This is a genomic window from Desertibaculum subflavum, from assembly GCA_003576705.1.
GTDB classification, from domain to species: Bacteria; Pseudomonadota; Alphaproteobacteria; order Ferrovibrionales; family Ferrovibrionaceae; genus Desertibaculum; species Desertibaculum subflavum.
Window position 1 is genome coordinate 38,806 of the sequence record QOZS01000030.1, and the last position, 21,356, is coordinate 60,161.

The 21,356-nt window shown below is 68.9% G+C and carries 24 protein-coding genes; 7 read left to right on the forward strand and 17 right to left on the reverse strand.

Features of this window, described 5'->3' with window-relative positions:
* Nucleotides 1-27: 27 nt before the first annotated feature.
* From DT074_RS16430 to DT074_RS16440, 3 genes are all read right to left on the reverse strand, one after another.
* On the reverse strand, nt 28-1,263 hold the full coding sequence (locus DT074_RS16430) for an MFS transporter (RefSeq protein ID WP_119420939.1): 1,236 nt from the start codon (nt 1,261-1,263) through the stop codon (nt 28-30).
* A 67-nt stretch (nt 1,264-1,330) separates the two neighbouring features.
* A complete protein-coding gene (locus tag DT074_RS16435; RefSeq protein WP_119420940.1) occupies nt 1,331-1,714 on the reverse strand; it encodes a type II toxin-antitoxin system VapC family toxin in 384 nt (127 codons plus the stop codon).
* Nucleotides 1,707-1,955, reverse strand: coding sequence for an AbrB/MazE/SpoVT family DNA-binding domain-containing protein (locus tag DT074_RS16440; RefSeq protein ID WP_119420941.1), 249 nt, complete (start codon nt 1,953-1,955; stop codon nt 1,707-1,709). Before DT074_RS16440 ends, DT074_RS16435 begins: the two co-directional genes overlap by 8 nt.
* Before the next feature lie 154 nt (nt 1,956-2,109).
* Here DT074_RS16440 and DT074_RS16445 point away from each other — a divergent pair, with 154 nt between their 5' ends.
* From DT074_RS16445 to glnA, 3 genes are all read left to right on the forward strand, one after another.
* Nucleotides 2,110-3,306: a pyridoxal phosphate-dependent aminotransferase gene (locus DT074_RS16445; protein ID WP_119420942.1), complete on the forward strand. Its 1,197-nt coding sequence runs from the start codon at nt 2,110-2,112 to the stop codon at nt 3,304-3,306.
* Nucleotides 3,307-3,482: 176 nt separating this feature from the next.
* Nucleotides 3,483-3,821, forward strand: a complete 339-nt coding sequence (locus DT074_RS16450; protein ID WP_119420943.1) for a P-II family nitrogen regulator — start codon at nt 3,483-3,485, stop codon at nt 3,819-3,821.
* Nucleotides 3,822-3,928: 107 nt separating this feature from the next.
* Nucleotides 3,929-5,338: a type I glutamate--ammonia ligase gene (gene glnA, locus DT074_RS16455; protein WP_119420944.1), complete on the forward strand. Its 1,410-nt coding sequence runs from the start codon at nt 3,929-3,931 to the stop codon at nt 5,336-5,338.
* 235 nt (nt 5,339-5,573) lie between these two features.
* Here the strand turns inward: glnA and DT074_RS16460 are convergent, their stop codons facing one another.
* Nucleotides 5,574-6,566 carry a ketopantoate reductase family protein gene (locus tag DT074_RS16460; RefSeq protein ID WP_119420945.1) on the reverse strand — a complete coding sequence of 331 codons (993 nt, stop codon included), beginning with the start codon at nt 6,564-6,566 and terminating at the stop codon, nt 5,574-5,576.
* A gap of 12 nt (nt 6,567-6,578) precedes the next feature.
* Nucleotides 6,579-7,424, reverse strand: a complete 846-nt coding sequence (locus tag DT074_RS16465) for an aldo/keto reductase (RefSeq protein WP_368744723.1) — start codon at nt 7,422-7,424, stop codon at nt 6,579-6,581.
* A 135-nt stretch (nt 7,425-7,559) separates the two neighbouring features.
* On the opposite strand from DT074_RS16465, the gene def reads away from it, so the two are divergent.
* Together def and DT074_RS16475 are read left to right on the forward strand one after the other, a co-directional pair.
* The gene (gene def, locus DT074_RS16470; protein ID WP_119420947.1) at nt 7,560-8,078 is read left to right on the forward strand and encodes a peptide deformylase; all 519 of its coding nucleotides are present in this window, start codon (nt 7,560-7,562) and stop codon (nt 8,076-8,078) included.
* Nucleotides 8,079-8,091: 13 nt separating this feature from the next.
* Entirely contained in the window at nt 8,092-8,469 is a 378-nt protein-coding gene (locus tag DT074_RS16475; RefSeq protein ID WP_119420948.1) for a YkvA family protein, read from the forward strand.
* On the opposite strand, the gene DT074_RS16480 is transcribed toward DT074_RS16475, so the two are convergent.
* The 3 genes from DT074_RS16480 to DT074_RS16490 all read right to left on the reverse strand — a co-directional run bounded on the left by DT074_RS16480 (nt 8,466) and on the right by DT074_RS16490 (nt 10,975).
* Nucleotides 8,466-9,668: an MFS transporter gene (locus DT074_RS16480; protein WP_438503690.1), complete on the reverse strand. Its 1,203-nt coding sequence runs from the start codon at nt 9,666-9,668 to the stop codon at nt 8,466-8,468. The genes DT074_RS16475 and DT074_RS16480 overlap by 4 nt on opposite strands.
* 76 nt (nt 9,669-9,744) lie before the next feature.
* Entirely contained in the window at nt 9,745-9,984 is a 240-nt protein-coding gene (locus tag DT074_RS16485) for a DUF1127 domain-containing protein (protein WP_119420950.1), read from the reverse strand.
* A 34-nt stretch (nt 9,985-10,018) separates the two neighbouring features.
* Nucleotides 10,019-10,975 carry a Fe-Mn family superoxide dismutase gene (locus DT074_RS16490; RefSeq protein WP_119420951.1) on the reverse strand — a complete coding sequence of 319 codons (957 nt, stop codon included), beginning with the start codon at nt 10,973-10,975 and terminating at the stop codon, nt 10,019-10,021.
* 136 nt (nt 10,976-11,111) lie between these two features.
* Between DT074_RS16490 and DT074_RS16495 the strand changes: the two genes are divergently transcribed.
* Nucleotides 11,112-12,056, forward strand: a complete 945-nt coding sequence (locus DT074_RS16495) for a transcriptional regulator GcvA (protein ID WP_119420952.1) — start codon at nt 11,112-11,114, stop codon at nt 12,054-12,056.
* On the opposite strand, the gene DT074_RS16500 is transcribed toward DT074_RS16495, so the two are convergent.
* Together DT074_RS16500 and DT074_RS16505 are read right to left on the reverse strand one after the other, a co-directional pair.
* Entirely contained in the window at nt 12,031-12,981 is a 951-nt protein-coding gene (locus tag DT074_RS16500; RefSeq protein WP_119420953.1) for a DMT family transporter, read from the reverse strand. The two genes, DT074_RS16495 and DT074_RS16500, sit on opposite strands and share 26 nt — an antisense overlap.
* Nucleotides 12,978-14,324 carry an MmgE/PrpD family protein gene (locus DT074_RS16505; protein ID WP_162914954.1) on the reverse strand — a complete coding sequence of 449 codons (1,347 nt, stop codon included), beginning with the start codon at nt 14,322-14,324 and terminating at the stop codon, nt 12,978-12,980. Before DT074_RS16505 ends, DT074_RS16500 begins: the two co-directional genes overlap by 4 nt.
* A gap of 44 nt (nt 14,325-14,368) precedes the next feature.
* On the opposite strand from DT074_RS16505, the gene DT074_RS16510 reads away from it, so the two are divergent.
* Nucleotides 14,369-15,022 carry a response regulator transcription factor gene (locus DT074_RS16510; RefSeq protein WP_119420955.1) on the forward strand — a complete coding sequence of 218 codons (654 nt, stop codon included), beginning with the start codon at nt 14,369-14,371 and terminating at the stop codon, nt 15,020-15,022.
* Here DT074_RS16510 and DT074_RS16515 read toward each other — a convergent pair.
* The 7 genes from DT074_RS16515 to DT074_RS28115 form a co-directional block, all read right to left on the reverse strand.
* Nucleotides 15,019-16,242, reverse strand: a complete 1,224-nt coding sequence (locus DT074_RS16515) for an aminotransferase-like domain-containing protein (RefSeq protein ID WP_119420956.1) — start codon at nt 16,240-16,242, stop codon at nt 15,019-15,021. The genes DT074_RS16510 and DT074_RS16515 overlap by 4 nt on opposite strands.
* 28 nt (nt 16,243-16,270) lie before the next feature.
* Complete coding sequence (locus DT074_RS16520) at nt 16,271-16,720, reverse strand: MaoC family dehydratase (protein WP_119420957.1); 450 nt, start codon at nt 16,718-16,720, stop codon at nt 16,271-16,273.
* A 13-nt stretch (nt 16,721-16,733) separates the two neighbouring features.
* Entirely contained in the window at nt 16,734-17,600 is an 867-nt protein-coding gene (locus DT074_RS16525; protein WP_119420958.1) for a DMT family transporter, read from the reverse strand.
* Nucleotides 17,597-18,793 carry an MFS transporter gene (locus DT074_RS16530; RefSeq protein ID WP_119420959.1) on the reverse strand — a complete coding sequence of 399 codons (1,197 nt, stop codon included), beginning with the start codon at nt 18,791-18,793 and terminating at the stop codon, nt 17,597-17,599. The genes DT074_RS16525 and DT074_RS16530 overlap by 4 nt, the downstream gene beginning before the upstream one ends.
* Nucleotides 18,794-18,873: 80 nt before the next feature.
* A complete protein-coding gene (locus DT074_RS16535) occupies nt 18,874-19,905 on the reverse strand; it encodes an isopenicillin N synthase family dioxygenase (RefSeq protein ID WP_119420960.1) in 1,032 nt (343 codons plus the stop codon).
* A gap of 78 nt (nt 19,906-19,983) precedes the next feature.
* Nucleotides 19,984-20,760 carry an alpha/beta fold hydrolase gene (locus tag DT074_RS28110; RefSeq protein ID WP_162914955.1) on the reverse strand — a complete coding sequence of 259 codons (777 nt, stop codon included), beginning with the start codon at nt 20,758-20,760 and terminating at the stop codon, nt 19,984-19,986.
* Between the two features lie 5 nt (nt 20,761-20,765).
* Entirely contained in the window at nt 20,766-21,248 is a 483-nt protein-coding gene (locus DT074_RS28115; protein WP_162914956.1) for a hypothetical protein, read from the reverse strand.
* Between the last annotated feature and the right edge of the window lie 108 nt (nt 21,249-21,356).

Sequence of the window (21,356 nt, forward strand, 5' to 3'; positions counted from 1 at the left end):
AACACACTCGGCCCGGTGTGGAACCCGTCAGTGGGGCTTTGGCATCTTGAGGCGGAAGGCATAGAGGCTGAGCCCGGCCAGCAGCACCGCGCTGACGCAGAAGACGAGCAATGGCTGCACCTGGTAGAGCGCCGAGCCGAGCAGCGGGCCGATGGCAAAGCCGAGCGGCGGGGCGGAGCCCATCACGCCGGCCAGCCGGCCCTGTTCCTCCGGCCGGACGCTGAGCGAGGCGCCGCTCATCACCCCGGGGGTCAGGAGGCCCAGCGCGCCGCCCATCACCGCATAGCCTGCGAGCAGCAGCGCGGCATCGCGGCCGGCGATCAGCAGGATCATGGCCGCGAGCCCGAGCGGCAGGCCGATGCGGATCAGCCTGAGCGGCGGCAGGCGCAGGCGGCGCACGATGAAGATCTGCGCCAGGATCGCCGCGGCGGCCGAAAGCGCCAGCGCGACGCCGACCACGCGCGGTGCCTCCCGCGTGTCGAGGCCGAGCCGATCCTGCAGGAAGAAGCCGCAGGTCTGCTGCACCATCGCCGCGACGACGAAAGTGGCGAAGGCGAGAATGGCGAAGGGCATGATGCGCGGATCGCGCGGGCTGATGCGGCCGACCGCATGCGCGGTCGGCAGGGTCTCGGTCTCCGGCAGCCGGCGCCAGATCACCCCGGTCATCAGCGCCGAGAGCGCGGCGGCGACGAAAAGCGGCGCCACCAGGTCGACGGTCGCCAGCGCCGCGCCCAGCGCCGGCCCCAATATGGTGCCGATATTCATCGCCGCGCCCAGCATGGCGGAGGCGCCGGTGCGCTCCTGCGTCGTGGTGGAATCGGCGATATAGGCGCCGGAGCCGGGATGGATCGCCATCGCCAGCATGCCGAACAGCACCCGCGGCACGACCAGCGCCATATAGGCGGCGAAGCCGGCGAGGACGCCTTTCAGGCCGAGCTCCAGGCCGAGCGCGAACAGCGCCGTGAAGATCGCATAGGAGAGGTGGCCGAAGATGATGACCTTCTTGCGGCCCCAGATGTCGCTGCGCCGGCCCCAGAACGGCGCTGCCAGGAAGGCCATCACCGCCGAGGCGGTGATGACGGATCCGATCTGCGTCTCGTTCAGTCCCAGCGCCCGCCCGCCCGACGGCAGGATGGCGAACAGCATGGTCTGGCCCATGCCGAACACGACGAGGCCGAGATAGAGCAGCCGGTGCGCCGCGCGTTTCTGCGCGGCCGGCCAGCTCTGCGCGGCATTGGGACGATGAGCGGGGCGATCGTTCACGGGATGCGAAGATGAATGGCGCGAAGCTGATGACAGCCTTCACGCATGCGATGCGGGAAAGCTTAGATCAGCGTATCACCTCAACGGTGACGCCAGCATCGAGCCTGGACCAGTTTCGATCCGTGGTCACTGCCGGCACGCCGCGCTGCCTTGCCAGCGCAAGGCAGGCACGATCACCGAGCGAGAGGCCGAGATGGCGCGTCGATGGCAGCATTCCGCCGACGGTCCTTGCCTGCGCGAGATCGAACGGAACGATTTCGAGGTCCAGCCGCTGGATGGCGGCCCAGGCCACGTCCTCCGGCACGCCGCGCTGTGTCAGTTTGCCGTGAACCTCCGCCAAATTGACCGTGCTGATCGCCGAGCGGCCGAGCAACTCGGCAACCCGCGCTTCACCAGGCTCGCGGTGGATCAGGGCCAGGACGGCCGAGGCGTCGAGGACGTGCTCACTCACGCCTTGCCTCGGCGCGCCGGTCCGCGATCAGCTCATCGGCCAGATCCACATCGGCCGGCAGATATTTGCGTACTTGTTCGAGCGCGGCTTCCAGGGCCGCACGCCGGCTGGCCAGCCGAACCTGGCCCGCCTCGACCTCCACGAGCAATTCGTCCGGGCCCTCGATACCCAGGGCGCGGCGCACCGGTGCGGGCAGGACCATCCGCCCGCTGCCGTCGATCTTCACGGAGTGCACTGTCATGGCATGTTCCTACAATATGGCATTTCTACTTTCAATGCCATTTCCTTCGTGGCTGCCATAGGCAAGCAGGCTTGTCGAAAAGCTCGGTCGGCTCTGTTCTCGCGGCGGCGCGCATGGCATAACGCGCCGCCGCAAGGGACGGGGAGGACGGCCAATGCTACTGGCCCAGCGCATGTCGATGCTCGGGACGGAAAGCGCCTTCGAGGTGCTGGCGCGGGCCAAGGCGCTGGAAGCCAAGGGCAAATCGGTCATCAACCTCGGCATCGGGCAGCCCGATTTCCCGACCCCGCCGCATATCGTCGAGGCCGGCCGCAAGGCCCTGGCCGACGGTCATCACGGCTACACCCCGGCGAACGGCATCGCGGAGCTGCGCGAGGCGGTGGCGGCCGACATGGAGCGCCGCCGCGGCGTGAAGATCGATCCGGCCCAGGTGGTCTGCGTGCCGGGCGGCAAGGTCACCATGGCCTTCGCCATGCTGATGTTCGGCGAGGCCGGCGCGGAGATCATGTATCCGGACCCGGGCTTCCCGATCTATGCCTCGGTGGTGCGCTTCTCCGGCGCGACGCCGGTGCCCTATCCGCTCTACGAGGCGAACGGCTTCTCCTTCTCGGCCGACGAGGTGCTGGCCAAGATCACGCCGCGCACCCGGCTGCTGATCGTCAACAGCCCGGCCAACCCGACCGGCGGCGTGGTGCCGAAATCCGAGCTCGACCGGCTGGTCGAGGGCCTGGCGCAGCATCCGAACGTTGTCGTCATGTCGGACGAGATCTATGCCCGCATGGTCTACGGCAACGCGCCGCATGCGAGCCTTTTGCCCTACGAGGCGATCCGCGACCGGCTGATCCTGCTCGACGGCTGGTCGAAGACCTATGCCATGACCGGCTGGCGGCTCGGCTGGGGCGTCTGGCCGGGGGCGCTGGCCGAACACGCCACGCGGCTCTCAATCAACGTGCATTCCTGCGTCAACGCCGCCACCCAATGGGCCGGCGTCGCGGCGCTGAACGGCCCGCAGGATTCGGTCGACAGCATGATGCGGGCCTTCGGCGAGCGGCGGACGGTGATCGTCGAGGCGCTGAACCGCCTGGCCGGCGTGCGCTGCGTCATGCCGGGCGGCGCCTTCTATGCCTTCCCCAACATCACCGGCACCGGCTTCACCGCGCGCGAGCTGCAGGACCGCTGGCTGGAGGAGGCGGGCGTTGCCACTATCGCCGGCACCAGCTTCGGCGAGCAGGGGGAGGGCTATATCCGGTTCTCCTACGCCAACTCCACCGACAACATTCGTGAGGCGATCCGGCGCATCGAAGGCTGGCTCTCCGCCAACCGCTCGTCTGGCAGGCAGAAAATTGCCTAAAATATCGCCTGTTCGTCTAAAACATGGGCGAAGAGGGGTGGGGAGCCACGCTCAATTGGGGAGAAGTGCTTGGCCGGACGGGTGGTGCCAACCCGGGGGCCTTGGCATGAACCCTGCTAACCACAGCGGCACGGCCGTATGCGCAGGCCCGGCGTCGCAGTTCAGGTGACCCAGAGATGAAGAAGATCGAAGCCATCATCAAGCCATTCAAGCTCGACGAGGTGAAGGAGGCCCTGCACGAGATCGGCCTCCAGGGCATCACTGTGACCGAGGCGAAGGGTTTCGGCCGCCAGAAGGGCCATACCGAGCTATATCGCGGCGCCGAATACGTGGTCGACTTCCTGCCCAAGGTGAAGATCGAGGTCGTGCTGGAGGACCACCTGGTCGAGCGCGCGGTGGAGGCGATCCAGAACGCCGCCCGCACCGGCCGCATCGGCGACGGCAAGATCTTCATCTCCACCGTGGAGGAGGTCATCCGCATCCGCACCGGCGAGAGAGGGGCGCAGGCGATCTAGGCGCACCCTCGACGCGAGCCGCCGGCCTCGCGGGATGATCGCCGGCATATGACTGAGACGATAATCAACCTCAACGACACAAACCGACGACGAGCAGGAACCATCCCATGTCCGATCCGAAGGAAATCCTGAAGCTGATAAAGGACAAGGAGGTCAAGTATGTGGACCTCCGCTTCACCGATCCGCGCGGCAAGTGGCAGCACCTCGCGATGGACGTCCGCATGATGGACGAGGCCGCCTTCGAGGACGGCATCATGTTCGACGGCTCGTCGATCGCCGGTTGGAAGGCGATCAACGAAAGCGACATGACCTTGATGCCCGATTGCAGCTCGGTCGCCCTGGATCCGTTCTCCGCCCAGACCATGCTGGCCGTCTTCTGCGACGTGCTGGAGCCCTCGACCAAGGAGCAGTATTCGCGCTGCCCGCGCTCGGTGGCCAAGCGCGCCGAGGCCTATGTGAAAGCCTCCAAGGTCGCCGACGTCGCCTATTTCGGCCCCGAGGCCGAGTTCTTCGTGTTCGACGATGTGCGCTTCAAGGTCTCGATGAACGAGAGCTACGTCTATCTCGACGACGTCGAAGGCCCCTACAACACCGGCAAGGCCTATGAAGGCGGCAATATGGGCCATCGCCCGCCGATCAAGGGCGGCTATTTCCCGGTGGCCCCGGTCGACCAGGGCTCCGACCTGCGCGGCGAGATGCTCTCGACCATGGCCGAGATGGGCCTCGACGTCGAGAAGCACCACCACGAGGTGGCGCCGTCGCAGCACGAGCTCGGCATCAAGTTCGGCACCTTGCTGCAATGCGCCGACGCCATGCAGATCTACAAATACGTGGTGCACAACGTCGCGCATTCCTACGGCAAGACGGCGACCTTCATGCCGAAGCCGGTGAAGGGCGATAACGGCTCGGGCATGCACGTGCACCAGTCGCTGTGGAAGGCCGGCAAGCCGCTCTTCGCCGGCAACGGCTATGCCGACCTGTCGGAGATGGCGCTCTTCTACATCGGCGGCATCATCAAGCACGCCAAGTCGATCAACGCCTTCACCAACCCGACCACCAACTCCTACAAGCGGCTGATCCCGGGCTTCGAGGCGCCGGTGCTGCTCGCCTATTCGGCGCGCAATCGCTCGGCGTCGTGCCGCATCCCGTTCGGCTCCGGCCCGAAGGCCAAGCGCGTCGAGGTGCGCTTCCCCGATCCGCTCGCCAATCCGTATCTCGGCTATTCCGCGATGCTGATGGCGGGCCTCGACGGCATCGCCAACAAGATCCATCCCGGCGACCCGATGGACAAGAACCTGTACGACCTGCCGCCGGAAGAGCTGAAGAACGTGCCGCAGGTCTGCGGCAGCTTGCGCGAGGCGCTGGAGAATCTCGACAAGAACCGCGAGTTCCTGAAGAAGGGCGGCGTGTTCTCCGACGACCTCATCGACAGCTATATCGAGCTGAAGATGGAAGAGGTCTGGAACCTCGAACACACCCCGCATCCGATCGAGTACCTGCAGTACTACAGCTCCTGATCGATCGTCGGTTAAGTCCCACTCGCCGTTTCCCAAGGCAACCCCGCCGCGCTCTCGCGGCGGGGTTTTTCTTTGCGCTGCAATCAGTCTTGAACTCGAGGGGGCTCTTCGAAGTCCGGAGGTTCAAGGGTTGGCTTGCGCGGCGGCAGGTCAAGCTCGATTCCGCCGAGCGGCGCGAAGAGCTCCCGAATGGCGGCACCAAGTCCCTTGAACTCAGGATCTTTGCAAGTGTCGTTCAGCTTGACGTTGCAACCTCCGCCCTGAGCCTGAGCAGGGCGATCACCGTGTCCAGCGTCGGTGTGGCGATGCCGGCGGCGCGCGCGAATTCCTGCGGCACCACGAACTGGGCGTCGAGCTCGATCGGCTTGCCGGCCTCCAGGTCCTGCAGCATCGAGGGCTTGTGGCCGCTGACCGGGGAGCTCAACGAGGCCTGCACCTGTTCCGGCGAATAGCCGGGCTTGAGATAGATGCCATGCGCGGCGGCGATCTGTACCGCCTCCTCGTTGATTCGCCGCGCCACCTTCACCGCATCGGCGTCGCGTAGCATCTGGCCCACGGTCGCGCCGGTCAGGCAGCAGCCGGCCGAGTTGCCCATATTGACCAGCAGCTTCGACCACACCTCGCGGCGGATCTCCGGTGCAACTGGCGCCTCCAGCCCGGTCTCGGCGAGCAGGGCGGCGATCTTCTGCACCCGCGGCGATCCCGCATCGTCCGGCTCGCCAAGCACGAAACGGTTGCGCTTCGGCGTCACGCTGCGCACCACGCCCGGCGCCGGCACGGTGTTGGAGGAATAGATCACCGCGCCGATCACCCGCTCGCGCGGCACCTGCGCCTCGATGGCGCCGCCCGGATCGAGCCGGTCGATCCGCGTCCAGGGCCGATTGCCGAAGCGGTGGAAGTACCACCACGGCACGCCGTTGATGGCGAAAACGACCGGCGTGTCGGGGCCGAGCAGCGGCGGCACCTCGGCGGCAAGGCCCGGCAGGTGCTGCGCCTTGCCGGCGACGATTACGAGGTCCTGCGGGCCGAGATCGGCGCCGCGCGCACTGGCGGCCAGCTTGGCGACATGGCGCTCCTCGCCGGCCTCGAAGACCAGGCCGTTCGCCTGTATCGCCTGGAGATGCGCGCCGCGCGCCACCACCGACACCTGATGCCCGGCGCGGGCCAGCCGGGCGGCGAGATGGCCGCCGACCGCGCCGGCCCCGACCACGGCGATGCGTTGCGTCATCTCGCGGGTCCCTCAGAGCATGTCGAGCGATGCCGGCTTGCGCGGCGGCGGGAAGATCTGGTCCAGCTCGGCGCGGTCCGCGTCGCCGAGCGTCGCGTTCAGCGCGCCGAGGTCATCATTCAGATGTTCCTCGCGCACCGCCTTCGGAATGACGCAGATATTCGGCTTGTCGAGCAGCCAGGCGAGGCAGACCTGCGCGGGCGTGAGCCCGCGCGCCCGGGCGAAAGCCATCAGCTTGCGGTCGCCGAGCACCCGTCCCTGCTCGACCGGCGAATAGGCCATCACCGGCACCTTGTGCCGGCGGCAGAGGTCCAGCAGCCGCCACTCGCAGGCCCGGCGGGTCAGGTTGTAGAGGATCTGGTTGGCGCCGCAGGCCGTGCCGCCCGCCTGCTCCAGGTCGGCCATGTCGGCGACGTCGAAATTGCTGACGCCCCAATCGCCGATCTTGCCGTCCTGCTTCAGCCGCTCGAAGGCCTGCACCGTCTCGGCCAGCGGCACGTTGCCGCGCCAGTGCAGCAGGTAGAGCTCGATCCGCTCCGTCTTCAGCCGCTTCAGGCTGCGCTCGCAGGCGGCGATGGCGGCCTTGCGGCCGGCATTGTGCGGATAGACCTTGCTGACCAGGAAGACCTCGGGGCGGCGCTGGCCCAGCGCCTCGGCGATCACTTCCTCGGCGCCGCCTTCGCCGTACATTTCGGCGGTATCGATCAGCCGGATGCCGGCGTCGAGGCCGCGCTGCAGCGATTTCACCTCCTCGGCGCGCCTGGCCTTGCTCTCGCCCATGCGCCAGGTGCCGAGCCCGAAGCGCGGCAGGCGCGCGCCGGAGGGAAGCGTAAGGGATGGGGCAAGCGGAGAGGTCACACTGCAAGATTAGCGCGCTTGCCCGGCCGAGGCCACGCGGCGCCGGTTCCCGTCCGGCGGAAACCATGAATCCCGGCCGATCGGCCGGGCGGATGGCTTGACGGCGGCCCGGGGCGGACATACCTACGGTCTGCCATGGCCCTGCTGCCCATCATTCACGCCCCGGATCCCCGGCTGAAGGTTAAATCCGCGCCGGTGGAGAAGGTCGATGCGTCCATCGCCAAGCTGCTCGACGACATGCTGCAGACGATGTACGCCGCCCCCGGCATCGGGCTCGCCGCCATCCAGGTCGGGGTGCCGAAGCGCCTGCTGGTGATCGACCTGGCGAAGGACGACGAGCCGAAGCAGCCGCTCAAGATCATCAACCCCGAAGTGATCGACCTCGCCGAGACCGACAAGATTTGGGAGGAGGGTTGTCTCTCGCTGCCGGAACAATACGCCGAGGTGGAGCGCCCGGAATGGGTCGAGATCAAGTATCTCGACGAGACCGGCGCCGAGCGGCGATTGAAGGCCGACGGCGTGCTGGCGGTTTGCCTGCAGCACGAGATGGATCACCTGGACGGCATCCTGTTCGTCGACCATATCTCGGCAGTGAAGCGCAACATGATCCTGCGCAAGCTGGTCAAGCAGCGCCGCATGAAGGCAACCGGTTGACCGCGAGGGCATCATGCCCGGTACCGATCTGATCCCCTACGATCCGGCCAGGCTCGCCGAGGACGAAGCCAAGGTGCGTGGCGGCTTCTGGCGCAAGCTGAAGCGCGTCGTCGCGCAGATCCCCTTCGCCGAGGACCTGCTGGCTGCCTATTACTGCGCCATGGACCGCGCGACGCCGGCCTATGTCCGCGCCGTGCTGTTCGGCGCGCTGGCCTATTTCATCCTGCCGGCCGATGTGGTGCCCGATATTGTTGCCGTGGTCGGCTTCACCGACGATGCGGCGGTGCTCGCCGCCGCCATCGCCGCCGTGCGGGCACATTTCCGGCCCGAGCATCGCGAGCGCGCGCGGGCGGCGCTCGCCGAGGGGTTGCGGGACGGCGCTTCGGCCTAGGCTTCCTCCGCCGGCTTGACGTGCCGGAAGGTCCAGAGCAAGGCGAGGTCGTACAGGATCTTGAGCACGCCGCAGATGATCAGCGGCCAGGCGGCATGGCCGGCGGCGAACAGCGCCCCGGCTATGGCCGGGCTCGCCGCGGCGGCCAAGCTGCGCGGCACCGATGTCACGCTGGCCGCGGCCGGGCGCTCCGCTGGCGTCACGACGGCCATCACATAGGACGACCGGGTCGGCACATCCATCTGCGACAGCGCCGCGCGCACGAGCAGCAGGGCGAGCGCGACTTCCAGGTTCGGCACCAGCGCCGCCGCGATCAGGCAGAGGCTGGAGGGGATGTGGGTGAACACCATGGTGTTGATCAGGCCGATCCGCCCCGCCAGCCAGGCCGCGACCGGAAACGAGAACGCCGCCAGCACGCCCGACCAGAAGAAGAAGGCGCCGGCAGTCGCCAGCGACAGGCCGAACCGGTCGAACAGCCAGAGCGCCATCAAGGACTGCACGGCAAAGCCGCCGGCGAAGGAATCGACACTGAACAGGGCCGCCATCTTGTAGACGATGCGCCGCGAGGGGCCGAGCGCGGTAACGGGCTTCCGATCCTCGGGCGTGCCGTCGCGCGGAATGCGCGCGTAGAACAGGCCGCCGACCAGGCCGAGCGCCGCGTAGGCGACGAACATCGCCTTCAACGCCGCGATCCGCGAGATGCCGAAGGCGTCGAGCAGTTCCGGGCTCGCGGCGGCGAGCGAGCCGCCGGCGGCGGCGAGGGCGCCGACCAGGCTGTAGCGCGCGAACATGCGCGTCCGCCCGGTGGCGCCGACCGAGCGCGATAGGACGGTATGTTCCAGCGGTACGAAGATGCTGACGCTGCCGGACGAGGGATTGATCGTGCCGATCAGGGCGACCAGCAGGACGACGGCGAGCGTTTCGGAAGCCGCGAAGGCGAGGCCGGTCGCGACCATCAGGGCGGAAGCCGCGAGCAGCAGGTGGCGTTGGTCCGCTCGCGCTCCGATGAAGCCGATGCCGAGAGTCATCATCGCCGAGCCCAACAGCGCCAGCGTCGCCACCAGTCCGACCTCGAAGGCGCCGAGCCCGATCGCGGTCAGATAGACGGGCAGCAGCACGGCAACAAAGCCGTCGCCGAAGTCCCGCGCTGCCCGTGCGGCATAGATGGCGCGGATGGCGGCGTTCTGCGGTGTCGCCATGGCGCCGAGCTCGGCCTGCTGCTTCAGCGACATTGGATTTTCTAGAATCTGCTCGGCCATGCTTGCGATCACGATCTTATTGCCAGAACCGCTTTTCCGCCTCTCTGATGGCCGCCGCGCGCGAGATCCCGATATCCGCGAGCAGATGGTCGTCCAGGTTCCGCAGTGCCTGCCGCTGCCGAATGCGGCAGGAGCATCGCCAAATCCACGCGATCGCGTCCAAGGCGAGGTCGAACGCCGGGCTGACAGCGTGGCGCAGGCGATCCGCATTGGCGGTCCGACTTTGATCCAGGCCGAATGGGGGTGTCGGCGACATCGGTTTGCCTCCGGTTTGCCGGCGATACGCCGCGTCAGGCGAACAGCTTCGTCTTGCCTTTGATGGCCTTCCAGGCGTGGTGGCCGCCGGCCATGTAGCGGGCATCGAAACCGGCCTCGCGCAATGCCGTCGCCGTCTGGCAGCCGACATGGAAGCCATAGACGCAGAAGGTGACGACAGGCTCGGACTTGGAAAGCTCGCCGATCCATTCCTGCACCCGGTCGGGATCGCGCCAGACGGCGCGCTCCATGATCTCGTGCGTCTTGGCGGCATAGTGCCGGGGCCTGACATCGATGATCTGGACCGGCGCGCCGGATTCCAGCATCGCCTTCACCTCCTCGGGCGCGATCGCCGGCACGCCGGCGAATTCCGGCTGCTCGAGCTGGCTCGGCCGCGGCGCCCTCTGCGCGTCGAGATAGCGCCCCTGCACCGCCTTCCAATCGATGTTGCGCAGGAAGGCCGCGATATAGGCGGCGGCGTTGGCGCCGAAATCGATGTGATAGGCGTGCTCGTACATGTCGAGCGCCAGGATCGGGATGCCGCCCGCGATGCTCTGCCCGTGATCGCCGCCGACCTGGTTGAGCAGGCGGCCGTCGCGCGGCAGATAGGTCAGCAGCACCCAGCCGGACCCGCCGGCGATCGCCTGCCCCAGCGCCGAGAACTCGTCCTGCCAGCGCACGACGGAGCCGAAATCGCGGTCGAACGCCTCGGCCATCGCCTGCGGCACGGCGCGGCCGTCGCCGCCGAGGCTCGCGAAATAGAGCTCGTGCAGGAGAGTGGAGTTGAGGGCGATGAGCTCGTCCCGCTTCAGCCGGTTGATCGCCACCGCCGATGTCGCGGTGGGCGCCAGCGTCGCCAGCTCCTCCGTGATCGCGTTCAGGCGCGCCACCGCGCCGCCGTAATTCACCTCATAATGGCTCTCGATCAGCCGGGCCGAGAGGCCGGCCAATGTCCAGGGCCGGCAGTAGAGTGGGGCGAGGCGATATGGCATGGTGGGCTCCGCGCTGGGCAGAAATCTCGCTCGGGATCGAGCCGATGGCGTGATCTCTAGGGCTGGCCGCCCATCGCCCGCAAAGCATGGTTTCTCGCGCCTGCCTTAGTTTTTCTCATGATGTCGGGTGCCTCTGATGCCGCGCCGCATGCCGCCGCTGAACGCGCTCAAGGCCTTCGAGGCGGCGGCCCGGCACGAGAGCTTCACCCGCGCCGCCGAGGAGCTCTGCGTCACCCAGGGCGCGGTCAGCCATCAGGTGAAGGCGCTGGAGGTGGAGCTCGGGCTGAAGCTGTTCCATCGCGAGCGCCAACGCCTGGTGATCTCGGACGCCGGGCGGACCTATCTCGAAGTGGTGCGCGACGCCTTCGACCGCCTCGCCGCGGGCACCGAACGGTTGCTGCAGCGCCAGAGCTCCGGTGTGCTGACGGTCAGCACCTCGCCCGATTTCGCCGCGAAGTGGCTGGTGCACCGGCTCGGCGCCTTCGCCGAGGCGCATCCCGAAATCGACCTTCGGGTGTCTGCGACCATGCACCATGTCGATTTCGCACGCGAGGATGTCGATCTCGCCGTGCGGCACGGCGAAGGCAACTGGCCCGGGCTCGATGCGGTGCGGCTCGCCGCCGAGCAACTGTTCCCGGTATGCAGTCCCAAGCTCGCCGCCCGGCTGAAACAGCCCGCGGATCTGCTGCGGGTGCCGCTTCTGCATATCGACGACCGCAAGCGATGGCAGCAATGGCTCGATGCGGTGGGCGTCACCGGGCGGGAGCTGTCGGGCGGCCCCGTGCTGAACCGCGACAGCATGGTGATCGACGCGGCGGTCGACGGTCAGGGCGTCGCCCTGGCCCGCACCACGCTCGCCGCCACCGACCTGATCAACGGTCGTCTGGTCCGCCCGTTCGCCGACACGATCGCGATCGCGAAGACCTATTGGATCGTCTGTCCCAAGGCGACCGCCGCCCTGCCGAAGATCGTGACCTTCCGCGGCTGGCTCCTGGCCGAGGCCAAGCGCGACGAGAAGGCGATGGCGAAACTGGCAAGACCGCGCGGGACGGCGCCTATCCGCCGCGCTTCTGCCGGCTGAGCTCGGCCTCGCGATAGGCGATGTAGAGTGTGGAGGCGACGATGATGGCGGCGCCGATCCAGGTCCAGCCGTCCGGCAGCTCGGCGAAGAAGAGCCAGCCGAGAACGCCCGAATAGATCAGCCGTATGTAGTCGAACGGCGCCACCAGGGTCGCCTCGCCGCAGAGATAGGAGCGCACCGTCGCGCCCTGGCCGGCGGCGCCGAGCGCGCCGATGGCGATCAGCAGGCCGAATTCCCACCATGTCGGCTGCTGCCAGAACCAGATCGCCGGCAGCAGCGCGATCACGGTCGAGACCAGGCCGAAATAGAACAGGATGGCGATCGGCTGCTCGGTGCGGGTCAGGTCCTTGACCATGATGACGACGCCGGCGACGGCGAAGGCGGCGCCGATGCCGACCAGCGCCGCCGGCTCCACCGTGCCGGCGCCGGGCCGCAGCATGATCAGCACGCCGATGAAGCCCGCGACGGTGGCGCTCCAGCGGCGGATGCGCACCTTCTCGCGCAGGATGATGACCGCCAGCACGACGACGAAGAGCGGCCGGGTGAAGCTCAGCGCCGTCGCATCGGCGAGCGGCAGGTAGACCACCGAGTAGAAGCCGCCGAACATCGCGATCATGCCGAGCATGCCGCGCAGCAGATGCGCCGGCAGCCGCCGGGTGCGCAGGTTGCGGGTTCCGGCGGCGAGCGCGAAGGGCAGGATGCAGGCGAAGCCGAAGCCGGCGCGGAAGAAGGCGATCTGGAAGCTGTCCAGCCGCTGGCCCAGGAACTTGACCAGCACGCCCATGATCGAGAACAGCAACCCGCCGAATAGCATCCACAGTGCGCCGCGAATCACCGGCGAAAGCGTCAGCCAGCGCCGCTCCATCGGTATCAGGAAGGCCGGCAGCATCGGGTTGTGGGCCGGGCTCTCCGGCGGCTCGATCACGCGAGCAGCGCGAAGAGCGGGCGCAGATCTTCGAGCTCCGCGACGCGGTCGACCAGCGCGATCAACGCTTCGCCATCGGCGGCGCGGCCGGGCCTTGCGTGGTTCCAGCAGGCGCGGAACTTGGCGAGATGGCGCTCGCGGCCGAGCGGCGCGGCGGGGCTGCCCAGCACCTGCGGCAGGTCGACGGCAAGGCGCCGCCCGTCCGTCAGGTCGACCTCCAGGCGCTGCGGCGTCAGCGCGTTGGGATCCGGATTGCCGTCGTCGACGACGGCAATCCGTGCGGCCAGCGCCTGAACCTCGGCATCGGCGATGCGTTCCGGCGTGAAATCGTCGAGCCAGACGCGCCCGCGGAGCAGCGCCACCGCCGCCGCATAGGCAAGGCAGAGCCGCGCATAGGCCGGCGACATGCCGGGCGAGGGCCGTCGCCCGACCAGATGGCCGATCAGTGGCGGCGCCTTCAGCCGCATCGCCGCCACATCGGCCGGCACGAAGCCATGTTCGCGGCGCAGCCGGTCGAGGCCGTCCAGCCCGCCATGCGCCGCGCGGCCGGTGGGGAAGGGCTTGTGCGACACCTCGGCCATGCGCCAGCTGCGGCCGAGGCTCGGCAGCACGGCGCGGATATCGCCTTCCGCCTCGAACAGGTGGAAATAGCCGAACGGGCCCTCCAACGAATGCGCAAGGCCTTGCAGGCCGGCCGCCGCCAGGTCGCAGGCCGTGACCGCGTTGCGCGCGTTGAAGCCGACCTGCGCCGGCAGCGCGGCCGAGCCCTCGGTATGCGCCTGCATGGTGCCGCAGAGCTGCGCGTAGGCGAGGCCGAGCGCCTGCTGCGTCCGTTCGGCATCGAAGCCGCGCAGCTTCGCCGCCGCGGCGGAGGCGCCGAACGCGCCCGCCGTGGCGGGGCGGAAGAAGCGCAGGCCCTGCCGCGCCGCCACGCCGATTGCCAGCGCCACCTCGACGCCGGCCACCACCGCCTCCATCAGCCGGCGCCCGCTCACCTTGCCCAGTGTCTCCGCGGTGGCGAGCGCGACCGGCAGCACCACCGCCATCGGATGCACCACGGCGCCCTCGTGGATGCAGTCGAATTCCTGGCCGTGCAGGGCGATGGCATTAACCATGGCGGCGCCGGCCGGGTCGGCGCGCCGCCCAGCGCCCCAGATCGCCGCCGCCTCACCTTTGCCGGCCGCCGCCGCCATCGCGCGGGTGGCCGGCAGGGCGGCGCCGGCCAGCGCTACGCCGAGCGAATCGAGCACGAAGGTCCGTGCCGCCGCCCGCGCCGTCTCCGGCACCTCGTCCCAGGCGAGCGCCACCGCGAAGGCGGCCAGCTCGGCGCTCGCATCTCCCATCGCCTGCCTCGTCATTCCACTGTCGGCACAGTATCCTCAAGCGCATGGTGGAGGAAACCGAGACCGCGGTCCTGACCTTCGTGGTGGCCGACGATCACCCGATGGTGCGCGACGCGCTGGGCCAGGCGCTGCGCTCGGTGTTCCAGGGCCTGCGCATCCATGCCGTCGCCGATCTTGCCGCCGCCGAGCGCGCCGTGGTCGAGCACGAGCCGGTCGACCTCGCCATCCTCGATATCGACATGCCCGGCATGAACGGCCTTGCGGGCCTCGGCGAGTTCCGCGCCCGGCACCCGACCGTGCCGGTCGCGGTGCTCTCCGCCTTGCGCGATCCCGGCGCCATGCGCCGCGCCGTCGATCTCGGCGCCAGCGCCTTCATCCCGAAATCGGCGCCGCTCGAGAAGATCGCCGGCACCATCCGCGCCGTGCTGGAGGGCGAGATCTTCCTGCCGCCGGAAGCGAGCGCGCCGCAATCCCTCGCCGCCGGCAGCTTCGACCTGACGCCGCAGCAATGGCGCGTGCTGTCGCTGATGCGCGAGGGCAAGCTCAACAAGCAGATCGCCCACGAGCTCTCGATCGGCGAGGCGACGGTGAAGGCGCATGTGACGACCATCCTGCGCAAGCTCGGCGTCCGCTCGCGCACCCAGGCGGTGATCGAGGCCCAGCGCCTCGACCTCGATCCGGGGAAGCCCGCCGGCTAGCGCGCGACGTTGGCGCTGCGCTTGGGCACGCCGAACTCGCGGTGGCAGATCTCGGCCAGCCTGGCGACGCCTTCGCGGATATTCGCCGGCTCCGCATTGGCGAAGCAGAGCCGCAGGCGGTGCCGCCCCGCCGCCGCATCGGCCGACCACTCGGCGCCGGGATTGAGCGCCACGCCTTCGGCGAGCGCGACCTGGCCGAGCCGCGTGGTGTCAACCTGCTTCGGCAGGGTGATCCAGATGAAGATGCCGCCGCTCGGCCGCGCGAACTCGGCGGCGGCGCCGAACTGCTCCTCCAGCGCCGCGGCCATCGCTTCCGCCTTGCCCTTCAGCACCTGATTCAGTTCGGCGACATGGGCATCGAAATGCCGGCTCGCATATTCCGCCACCACCATCTGCTCCAGCGCGCCGCTGCCGGCATCGGTCTTGAGCGCGAGGATGCGGCTCATCACCGGCCAGTCGGCGACCAGGTAGCCGATGCGCAAGGCCGGCGCGATCGACTTGGAGAACGAGCCGCAATAGATCACCTGTCCCCGCGTATCGAGCGCCCGGATCGCCTTCGGCCGCGTGCCTTCCCACAGCAGGTCGGCATAGCAATCGTCCTCGAAGATCGCCGTGCCGTAGCTTGCCGCGATCCTCAGGAGCTCGAGCCGCCGTGCCTCCGGCATCACCGTGCCGGTCGGGTTCTGCACCGTCGGGATGGTGTAGATGAATTTCGGCCGGACACCCTTGGCCTTGAGGTCGTCGAGCACGCGGACCAGCTGGTCCATGCGCATGCCGTCCCGGTCGAGCTCGACGCCGACATACCTGGCGCCGAGCCGCTGCAGGCGGGTCAAAGTGCCGCCATAGGTCGCCCCTTCCAGCACCACCGTGTCGCCCGGCGCCAGGAACAGGGCGTTGACCAGGTCGAGCGCCTGCAGCGAGCCCGAAGTGATCAGAATCTCGTCGGCCGCGCATTGGATGCCGGCGCGCGCCTTCAGCGCGCCGGCGATGAACGCGCGCAGCGGCTTGTAGCCGAGCGGCCCGCTCTCCAGCCCATAGGTCGCAAGCGTGCGGCCCTCGCGCCGCAGCACGTTGGTCGAGGCCTCGACCAGCGCCTCCACCGGCACGCTGCCGGCATCGTTGTGGCCGCCGATGAAGTTGTAGCGCGGGAAGCCGTTGAAGCGCGCCGCCGCCGGCGGCAGCCCGGCGCGGAACAGAGCCGCGTGATCGAATGTCGTCATGGGCCGGTTTCCTCCCCTTGTGCGATTTCTAGGCCAGCCGCTTCACCATGTGCATGCAATTGGCGCTCATCACCAGCTGGCCGTCCTGATTGTAGAGGTCGTGGCGCATCCAGACGACGCCGCGATCGGGCTTGGATTGCGAGGCGCGCGCGGCGGTGACCTCGGCGATCATGTGCACGGTGTCGCCGGGGCGGAGCGGGCGCACCCAGCGCACCTCCTCCATGCCGGGCGAGCCGAGATTGCTGTCGCGCAGGATGTCGAGCCGGAAGAACAGGGCGAAGCCGAGCGACAGCGTGTGGAAGCCGGAGGCGATCAACCCGCCGAACTGGTTCGCCGCGGCCGTCTCGGCATCGAGATGCATCGGCTGCGGGTCGAAGCGCAGCGCGAATTCGGCGACGTCGCGGTCGGTCACCGTGGCGGCCCTGGTCTCGACCTTGAAGCCCGGCTGCAGGTCTTCGAAATAGAGCGAGCGCGTCATCACGTCTCCGAATTCAGCCGCTGCGGGTCAGGCGCAAGCCCGCCAGCACCACGACGATGCCGGCGCCCTGCACCCAGCCCGGCACCTCGCCCAACCATAGAAGCGAGATCAGGATGGCGAACAGGGGGATGGTGTAGGAATAGGCGACGCCGCGGGCGAGGCCGAGCAGGCGCACCCCCTCGTTCCACCAGACCACGCCGAGCCCGGCGCAAACGATGCCGAGGAACAGGAAGGCCGCCCAGGCGCTGGCCGGCACCGCTGCCCAATCGGTGCCGATTCCCTGCCAGATGCCGAACGGCAGCATGGCCGCCGTTCCGATCAGGCTCGACCAGGCGATCGGCACCAGGGCGCCGTGCCGCTGCACCAGCGGCGCCATGCCGACCGTGTAGATCGCCCAGAAGACCGAGCCGAGGAAGATCATCAGGTCGCCGGCCAGCCCGCCGCCGCCGAGCCTGAGCTCGGTCAGCGAGCCGTTGATCACCAGGAACACGCCGGCGAAGCAGATCGCGATGCCGGCCCAGGCCCGTGGCGTCACGCGCTGGCCGATCAGCGGCGCCATCATCGCGGCCCAGAGCGGCGTCGTGTTGGCGAGGATCGCCGCATTGGCCGAACTGGTGAGCGGCACGCCGTGCTGCCACAAGGTCTGGAAGCAGCCGACGCCGGCGAGGCCCATCAGTGCGACGCGCGGCCAGTCGCTGCGCGGCAGCCGCAGCGACGGGCTGCGCCAGGCCGCGACCGCCAGCAGCAGCAGCGCCGCCAGCAGATAGCGGAACGCGGCGAAGGCCATCGGCGGCATGAACAACAGGCCGTGCTTCGCCACCGCGAAGCTGGCGCCCCAGGAGGCGGTGGTGGCGAGCAGGTAGAAATCGCCGCGCCTCATAGGCGCGCCTCGACGCGGCGCAGCGCCAGCGCGGCGCCGATGCCGAGAGCCGCGAAGCCGGCGATCAGCGGGCTCGCCACTTGCCAGCTGCCCAGCGCCGCCACCAGGAAGGCCAGAACCGGCGGCCCGCTGACGGTGCCGAGATTGGCGCCCTGCACGATCATGCCGTTGACCAGGCCGATGCGGGAGGCATCGCCGGCATGGCGCGGCGCACCCGCGAGTACCGAGGCCGGCAGTAACCCGCCGACGCCGGAGAAGACGATCGCCGCGGCATAGCGCGCGAGATCGGGAATCGGCGCGAGCTGCATCGCCAGCATCGACGCGCCCATGACCGCCTGCGCCAGCGCGACCAGCGCCCAGCGCGGCACGCCGCGATTGACCAGCACGCCGCCGACCACGTTGCCTGGCACGTTGACGAAGACGACCAAGGCGGTGAGCAGGCCGGCGGTGGCCGGCGCGAGCTGGAGTTGCTCGATCATGAAGGTGGGCAGCCAGGTGACCAGCGCCGCCCATTGCAGGGCGTAGGTGCCGAAGGCAAGCCCGAGCAGCCACGGACCCGGGCTGCCGGCGACGATGCGCAGCGCGGCGCCGATAGCGCTCGAAGCGGTCTGCCGGGGCAGGCCGCGGCAAATCGACCACGCGCCGGCCGCCATGCCGATTGTGGCGATGCCGAGCGCAAGCCAGAGCGCCCGCCAGCCGGTCGCCGCCTGCAGCGTCGGCGCCACGGCCATCGCGATAGCCATGCCGGCCGGCATGTAGGCGCCCCAGATGCCGAGCGCGAGCCGGCGATCGCCCGGCGCGGTCGCCTGCACGATCAGGCCGGGCACGGTGACGGCGACGGCGAGGAAGCCCGCGCTCTCGCAGCCGCGCGCAACGAGCAGCAGCGCCGCCGTGTCCGCGCCGGCCGCGAGCAGGGAGCCGCAGGCGATCGAGAGCAGTCCGCCGACCAGCACGCGGAGCCGCCCCAGCCGGTCCGCCAGGGCGCCAGCGATGGTGCCGAGAAGCGCGCCGGCGAGACTGAACGAGGAGGCGAGGAAGCCGGCCGAAGGTAGGTCCAGCCCGAACACCTGGCGCAGCTCCGGCAGCGCCGGCGGCACCTTGCCGAAATGCACCGCCCCCAGCACGCCGCAGCCGATCGCGACGGCGACGACAGGCCAGCTTGTGCGCGGTTCGGATGCGGCGGAATCGATCACGGAAGAGGGCGGCGGCGTGACCCTCTCCCCAAGGAGAAGGAAGTCGCCTAGCTACGGAAGTCGACGCAGTGCCGCAACCCTCAATACGCCGCCAGGCTCTCGCCCGACTTGTCCTTCGCGGCGCCGTAGTTCATCTGCCGGTACCAGGCCATGTAGGCGGCATAGGTGATCGGCTCGTAGCGCGGCGGCTTGCCCGGTTCGCGGCAGGTCGGCAGGCAGTGGATCGGCACCTCGGCGCCGCAATCGAAGAAGAACGGGATGGCATAGCGCTCGCGCCCCGATCGGTTCACCACCCGGTGCGGCGTGGCGAGGAAGCGGTCGTTGGTCCAGCGGCGCAGCAGATCGCCGCCATTGACCAGGAAGGCACCGTCGATCGCCGGCGCGTCGATCCATTTGCCGTTCGGCAGGCGGATCGAGAGCCCCGGCACCTTGTTCTGCGCCAGCATGGTCATGAAGCTGGTATCGGTGTGCGGCGCCAGGCCGAACTCGTTCTCCGCCGGCTCGTGCTGCGGATAATGCGACATGCGCAAGGTGTACATCGGGTCGGCGAAGGCCGCCTCGAAATAGTCGGCCGGTAGATCCAGCGCCACGGCGTAGATCGGCAGCAGCGACTTCGCCAGCTTCTCCATCGCCTGCTGATAGGCCACCACCGTCTCGCGGAAGCCGGGCAGGTTCGCCGGCCACTTGTTCAGCGCGCGGAACGGCTTGCCGGCGACGATATCGGGATGGTCGGGGCCGACATCGCGTCGGGCGAAGAAGGCCTCGTTGACGTTCGGCTTGTTGTTCGGGTTGATCGGCGAATGCCGTGTCGTGGCGCCGCGCAGCGGCAGGTAGCCGGAGAGGTTTTCGTCCACCTTGATGGCGAGCTTCTCCTCCAGCGGCCGGGCGTGGAAGCGCGCCGCCGCGTCGAAGGCCGCATCGACCAGCGCCGGCGGCACGCCATGGCCGGTGATGAAATAGAAGCCGATCTCCTCGAAGGCGCGGCGGAGCTCGAGGCCGAGCTTCTCCCGCGCGCCGGGCTCGCCGGCGAGATAGGGCGCGAGGTCGAGCACCGGGATCTCCTCCGGCGCGTCGGGGCGGATCTCGGCCAGGCTGGGGGCGAGGGATTGCATGGGCACCTTCCTCTCACGCCGTCACGGGAGCAGTTTCCCGCACCGCACGAGCATCAGCAAGAGCCGTGCCAGCGGATGCTAGGGCAAGGTCGCCAGGAACTCCTCCAGCATCGCGTCATGCGCTTCCGGCTGTTCCAGGTTGATCAGGTGGCCGCAGCCCGGGATCTCGCGGTACATCGCGCCCGAAATCGTATCGGCCATGCGCTTCATCGTCTTGGCCGGCGCGTTCGGATCCTTCTCGCCGGACAGCACCAGGGTCGGCACCTTGATGTTCGCCAGATCCGCCTTGCGGTCGAAGCCGATCAGGTTCTTCAGCGCCGCGCGGTAGGTGTCCGGCGACAGCCGGCTGGTGGCCGCCTTGGCGGTGGCGAGCCCCGCCATGTTCGGATTGTCGCCCACCATCGCCTTGACCAGTTCCGGCGCCAGATCGCCGAGCGTCCTGCCGGCCTCGAGCGGGCCGAGCCGCTTGCCGAGGAACTCCTTCTCGAAATTGCCGTCCTTGGAGCCGAAGGCGGGCGTGGTGCCGACCAGCGCCAAGGCGGCGAGCCGGTCCGGATACCGCGCGGCGAATTCCTGCGCGATCATGCCGCCCATCGAATGGCCATAGACGATCGCCTTGCTGGCGCCGAGGAAGTCGAGCAGCGCGGCCAGCGCCTCGGCCAGGGTCGCCCAGTCGAAGCGTGCCGGAAAGGCGCTGGCGCCATAGCCCGGCGCGTCCCAGGCGACGGCATGCCGGTGCTGGCCGAAATGCGCGACCTCGCGGGCGAAGCAGCTCGAATCGCTGCCGATGCCGTGCAGGAAGACGAGCGGCACCGCGCCCTTGCCCGCCTCGATGAAAGCCGGCCGTTCGACCATCGGATCTATCCTCCCAACACGGGGCTGCCGGCGACGGGCGCGGCACGTGCGCCGCGCACAGTTGCCAGGGCCCAGAAGTTCACAGCGTAGCAGAGCACGACCAGCACCGGCAGCGTGACGGCGATGCGCCACCACGCGGCATCGGTGAAATCGGCATCGCTCGCCGTATCCGCCATGGCGAAGCCGAGGAAGAGGGCGACGACCGGCACGAGGAACAGGAGAAGCGGCAGCAGGAGGAAGCGCAGCCACCACGGCCCGCTGCCGGTGGCCAGCACGATCAGCGCGTTGATCACGCCGACTCCCACCACGACCATGGCGTAGAGCATCATGAACAGCAGGATCGCCTCGCCGCCCTGTGGCCCGGCGCCCGGCTTGAAGTCGCGGAAGTAGGCATAGAAGCCCCAGATCGGCAGCAGCATCAGCCAGTGCATCGCGTACCACGGCGTCCACCAGCCGCCGCCGAACAGAAATTTCAAGCCCGCGCCCATGCCTCCGGTCCCCTCGCGCCGCCCTGTCGCATCGCATCACGCTGTCGCGCCGCGCGTCCGGCGCGATACTATGGGCTCGGGGTCCGGCAGGCCAGTTGCGGCCGGCCG

What these genes read in the sequence shown, in the direction of transcription:
- DT074_RS16440 (WP_119420941.1), bottom strand. Translation starts at nt 1,955, where the DNA reads ATGACAGTGCACTCCGTGAAGATCGACGGCAGCGGGCGGATGGTCCTG.
- DT074_RS16445 (WP_119420942.1), top strand. Translation starts at nt 2,110, where the DNA reads ATGCTACTGGCCCAGCGCATGTCGATGCTCGGGACGGAAAGCGCCTTC.
- DT074_RS16450 (WP_119420943.1), top strand. Translation starts at nt 3,483, where the DNA reads ATGAAGAAGATCGAAGCCATCATCAAGCCATTCAAGCTCGACGAGGTG.
- glnA (WP_119420944.1), top strand. Translation starts at nt 3,929, where the DNA reads ATGTCCGATCCGAAGGAAATCCTGAAGCTGATAAAGGACAAGGAGGTC.
- DT074_RS16460 (WP_119420945.1), bottom strand. Translation starts at nt 6,566, where the DNA reads ATGACGCAACGCATCGCCGTGGTCGGGGCCGGCGCGGTCGGCGGCCAT.
- def (WP_119420947.1), top strand. Translation starts at nt 7,560, where the DNA reads ATGGCCCTGCTGCCCATCATTCACGCCCCGGATCCCCGGCTGAAGGTT.
- DT074_RS16475 (WP_119420948.1), top strand. Translation starts at nt 8,092, where the DNA reads ATGCCCGGTACCGATCTGATCCCCTACGATCCGGCCAGGCTCGCCGAG.
- DT074_RS16480 (WP_438503690.1), bottom strand. Translation starts at nt 9,668, where the DNA reads ATGGCGACACCGCAGAACGCCGCCATCCGCGCCATCTATGCCGCACGG.
- DT074_RS16485 (WP_119420950.1), bottom strand. Translation starts at nt 9,984, where the DNA reads ATGTCGCCGACACCCCCATTCGGCCTGGATCAAAGTCGGACCGCCAAT.
- DT074_RS16490 (WP_119420951.1), bottom strand. Translation starts at nt 10,975, where the DNA reads ATGCCATATCGCCTCGCCCCACTCTACTGCCGGCCCTGGACATTGGCC.
- DT074_RS16495 (WP_119420952.1), top strand. Translation starts at nt 11,112, where the DNA reads ATGCCGCGCCGCATGCCGCCGCTGAACGCGCTCAAGGCCTTCGAGGCG.
- DT074_RS16505 (WP_162914954.1), bottom strand. Translation starts at nt 14,324, where the DNA reads ATGGGAGATGCGAGCGCCGAGCTGGCCGCCTTCGCGGTGGCGCTCGCC.
- DT074_RS16510 (WP_119420955.1), top strand. Translation starts at nt 14,369, where the DNA reads ATGGTGGAGGAAACCGAGACCGCGGTCCTGACCTTCGTGGTGGCCGAC.
- DT074_RS16515 (WP_119420956.1), bottom strand. Translation starts at nt 16,242, where the DNA reads ATGACGACATTCGATCACGCGGCTCTGTTCCGCGCCGGGCTGCCGCCG.
- DT074_RS16520 (WP_119420957.1), bottom strand. Translation starts at nt 16,720, where the DNA reads ATGACGCGCTCGCTCTATTTCGAAGACCTGCAGCCGGGCTTCAAGGTC.
- DT074_RS16525 (WP_119420958.1), bottom strand. Translation starts at nt 17,600, where the DNA reads ATGAGGCGCGGCGATTTCTACCTGCTCGCCACCACCGCCTCCTGGGGC.
- DT074_RS16535 (WP_119420960.1), bottom strand. Translation starts at nt 19,905, where the DNA reads ATGCAATCCCTCGCCCCCAGCCTGGCCGAGATCCGCCCCGACGCGCCG.
- DT074_RS28110 (WP_162914955.1), bottom strand. Translation starts at nt 20,760, where the DNA reads ATGGTCGAACGGCCGGCTTTCATCGAGGCGGGCAAGGGCGCGGTGCCG.
- DT074_RS28115 (WP_162914956.1), bottom strand. Translation starts at nt 21,248, where the DNA reads ATGGGCGCGGGCTTGAAATTTCTGTTCGGCGGCGGCTGGTGGACGCCG.